General features: G+C 35.2%; 5 protein-coding genes. All 5 read left to right on the forward strand.

The annotated features are described in order from the left end of the window. Positions 1 to 1354, forward strand: a 1354-nt coding sequence (locus ACI3VO_RS09890) for a hypothetical protein (protein ID WP_439757762.1), incomplete at its 5' end; no start/stop codon positions are given. Positions 1355 to 1430: 76 nt separating this feature from the next. Beyond that, positions 1431 to 2183, forward strand: a complete 753-nt coding sequence (locus ACI3VO_RS09895) for a hypothetical protein (RefSeq protein ID WP_439757763.1) — start codon at positions 1431 to 1433, stop codon at positions 2181 to 2183. A gap of 323 nt (positions 2184 to 2506) precedes the next feature. After that, a complete protein-coding gene (locus ACI3VO_RS09900; protein ID WP_439757764.1) occupies positions 2507 to 2653 on the forward strand; it encodes a hypothetical protein in 147 nt (48 codons plus the stop codon). Between the two features lie 78 nt (positions 2654 to 2731). Next, entirely contained in the window at positions 2732 to 2908 is a 177-nt protein-coding gene (locus ACI3VO_RS09905; protein ID WP_439757765.1) for a hypothetical protein, read from the forward strand. Then, the coding region (locus ACI3VO_RS09910) for a phage adaptor protein (protein ID WP_439757766.1) at positions 2908 to 3489 on the forward strand (582 nt) is incomplete at its 3' end. The genes ACI3VO_RS09905 and ACI3VO_RS09910, both read left to right, overlap by 1 nt.

Raw genomic sequence — 3489 nt, forward strand, 5'->3', positions numbered from 1 at the left:
TATTTTGTCTTACGTATTTGGTACACAAGATGGTGGTTATTCTACGTCTCTAGATATGATCACCGGCGGTCTCGGTAACGTAATGACTATTGATAAAGAAAGCTGGGAATGGAAAGTTATTACTGATACTGACCGTGCTGTAACAATTCGCGATGCACGTTGGAACGGTGAAGCTATTAGCTCTGACACTACCGCTGGTTTGGGCAATACTCCCATTCAGCTGTGGCTTGAGGATAACTGGTTTGGTCCTGGTGCAATTATTGAATTTGATGATAATCGTTATCAGCTGCGTCTCGATGGTGCTCCCTATCAGGATGGTAATCTGTGGGTATACACTGGTTTCATTGCTAACGGTAATCCTGCTTCTTATATTCCTGCTGAATATCTGCAGGCTGGTCGTCAGGTATCTCGTGTAGCTTCTGCTTACGAAGAGTACAGTGAAGAGGGTGATATCCTGAACTACAGTACTCATTTTGCAATGCGCAATTATCTGACTACTTTACGTTTGAACTATGATATCACTGGTCACGCTTATTCTACTGTAATGGCTATTGCTCTGAAGGATCCTAAGACTGGTAAGACTTCTTATTTATGGGCTCCTTATCAGGAGTGGCTAGCTATGCGTGAGTGGGCTAAGAGAACCGAGTATTTATTGGTATATGCTCAGTCTAATGTTAATAAGGACGGTACTTGTAATCTGAAGGGTACAAATGGAAGACCCGTTTATATTGGCGCCGGTCTGATGGAGCAGATTTCTCCGTCTAACAAGCGTTACTATACTCATCTGACTGCAGAACTGTTGGAAGACTTCCTGTTCGATCTGTCATATAACATTCGTGGCACGAACGAGCGTAAGTTCTTAGCTCTTACTGGTGAAATGGGTATTCGTGAATTCGATCGTATCCTGAAGGAGAAGATGGCTAACCTTAACATGATTGATACTGTATTTGTAACTGGTACTGGTGATAACCTGACTTTCGGTGGTCAGTTTAAGACCTATAAGATGACTAACGGCATCGAACTGACTGTTAAGCACTTCCCCTTGTTTGATGATCTGATTCACAACCGTAAGCTTCATCCCATTACTCTGAAGCCTCTGTCTTCTTACAAGTTCCTGTTCTTGGATCTTGGTCGTCGTGATGGTGAAGCTAATATCGTTAAGGTAGTACGTAAGGATCGTGAGTTCATTACTTGGTATACCGGTGGTTCTGTAAGTCCTGCTGGTTACAAGCACAGCAATACCGCTCTTGCTTCTAATGGTAAGGATGGTTACACTGTTCATCTGCTCGGTGATATGGGTATCATGGTTCGTGATCCTCGTGCTTGCGGTTGGCTTGAAATGGATGCTGAGTAATTAAAGCACTTAACAAATTATAATAATGGGGCCTTCGGGCCCCTATTACTAACTGGAATAATCTAATAGAAATATTATGGAAGTAATCGTTAGAATAATTAAAGTAAATCCTTGGTCTAATTTAATTAAGTGGGACGGATGTTTTGATTACATTGCTCCCTATATTACTAGATCAGGTAATGTATATACTGGTTTGACATATGAAGAAGCTAAACGCTTAGAACAAGCGTTAGGATATCCCGAAGGTCATTTGAGTCCTTTGAGTTCTTTTTGGGATACGTTTGCTATTAAAGTTGGCAGAAAAGATCTAATGCTTAATACCGATAAGCCTGAAGATGAACTTAAGTATATATTTTTAAAGAGTCACAAGAATGTGGCTAATGGAGTAAAAGCTATTAACCCTAGTAAAGACTATGTATTGATTAATCAAGAAGTAGAAGCTGAAATAGCTAATAGACGTTCTAAGATTAAGAAAGAAGCTTATATTGCATCTACTAAGATGAGTGTTGAAGATATGCGCAAGTGTCTTAGACTATTTGGATTTAAATCTGATACTATGTCTAATGAATTAGTAGAAGCTAAGATTAATGAGATACTTGAGAAGGAACCAGATAGATTTATGGCTAGATGGGTTAATAACGTCAACAAAGAAATTAACTTTGTCATTGAAGAAGCAATTAGTAAGAACATCATTAGACGCAATAGAAGTCAGTATTACTTTGGTACTGATAACATAGGAAATGGATTAGATGATGTTATTGCATACTTGAATGATAAAAAGAACCAAGATATTAAATTAGCAATTTTATCTGAAATTAAGTCAAAATGATAACTAAAAGAGACGCACATAAGAATTTTAAATTGTTAATGGATAAGAGCGCCTCCGGAGCAGAATTCGGAGGCTGCCCTGCTTTCTTAACAGAGGAAATAGATAAGTTCTTAGATTAGGCAACATTAGAAGTAATAAGTAATAAGTATAGTGGAACTTAGAATAATATAGGTTTTGACCAAACAGAAAAAAGAATGGCAGATCTATAGTCATTAATAGGTTCTGCTTTAATAACTGCTTCTAGTGATAGCAAAATAAAAACTACTATGAAAGATTGCTATGTAGAAATAAATAATAGAACTTTTTAGCTTCCGTGCGATTTTATGTTCTATGTTGACTCTATAATAAAAGTGCAGTTAAAGTCTGATAGTGAAGAGCCGGTATATAGTATAAGACCAGTCAAATTAGTATCTCATGAAGTAGCTCATAACTTCATAGAAACTGATCTAAATAAACCGTATATACCTTAGCCAGTATGTACTTTAGATAAAGATAGAATAACTATTTATTTTGATACATATGATATAGATAGAATAGTAGTATTATAGTTGAACTATATATTTACTCCTACTAGATTTGCAGACTTAAAGCCTAGTGATGAAATAAGCGACTTATCAGATGCTATAATAAATGAAATTATAAATAGAGCTGTTATTATTGCTTTAGAGAATATAGAATCTCAAAGAGTAAATACTAAAGCTCAACTTAATGGTGTACAAGAGTAATGACAGCAAGAGAAATGCAAATTGAATTTGAGCGTAGGATAACGTTAATAGATCCTAATTTAAGAGATGCAGAAAAGATTACTTCTGATTCTATATTTGCATTTCTTAATGCAGCTCAAGAAAGAATTATATCACAGATATATACTCAAAGTGATAGTGACAATAAAACTAGAGCTACAAATAGAATAATAGATGCTCTTAAGACATTAACTTCTGTAGAAAAGCTGAATGTAACTGTAGATAATAATTATACTTATAAAGCTGATATACCTAGTGATTATATGTTTTATATAAGTTCTGTAAGTACTGTTACAGATAACTATAAGCAAGCAGAAGGAGTTGTTCCTAATAAAGTAATAGACTATGATTCTATGCAAAGCATTATTCCGTCTTACTTTGACAATAAGATAATAAGAACTCCTTATGTAGTACTTAATATTGATGATGCAAATAAGATTTATATAATACACGATAAGTATACAATCATATCTAGTATAGACTTACAGTACTATAGAAAACCATCTAAAATAAGCTTAAATAATGAATGCGAATTACCAGATACAATGCATTTATCCATAGTA

Origin of the sequence: Intestinibacter sp., from assembly GCF_051866655.1 — a bacterium.
In the GTDB taxonomy this organism is placed as follows: Bacteria; Bacillota; Clostridia; order Peptostreptococcales; family Peptostreptococcaceae; genus Intestinibacter.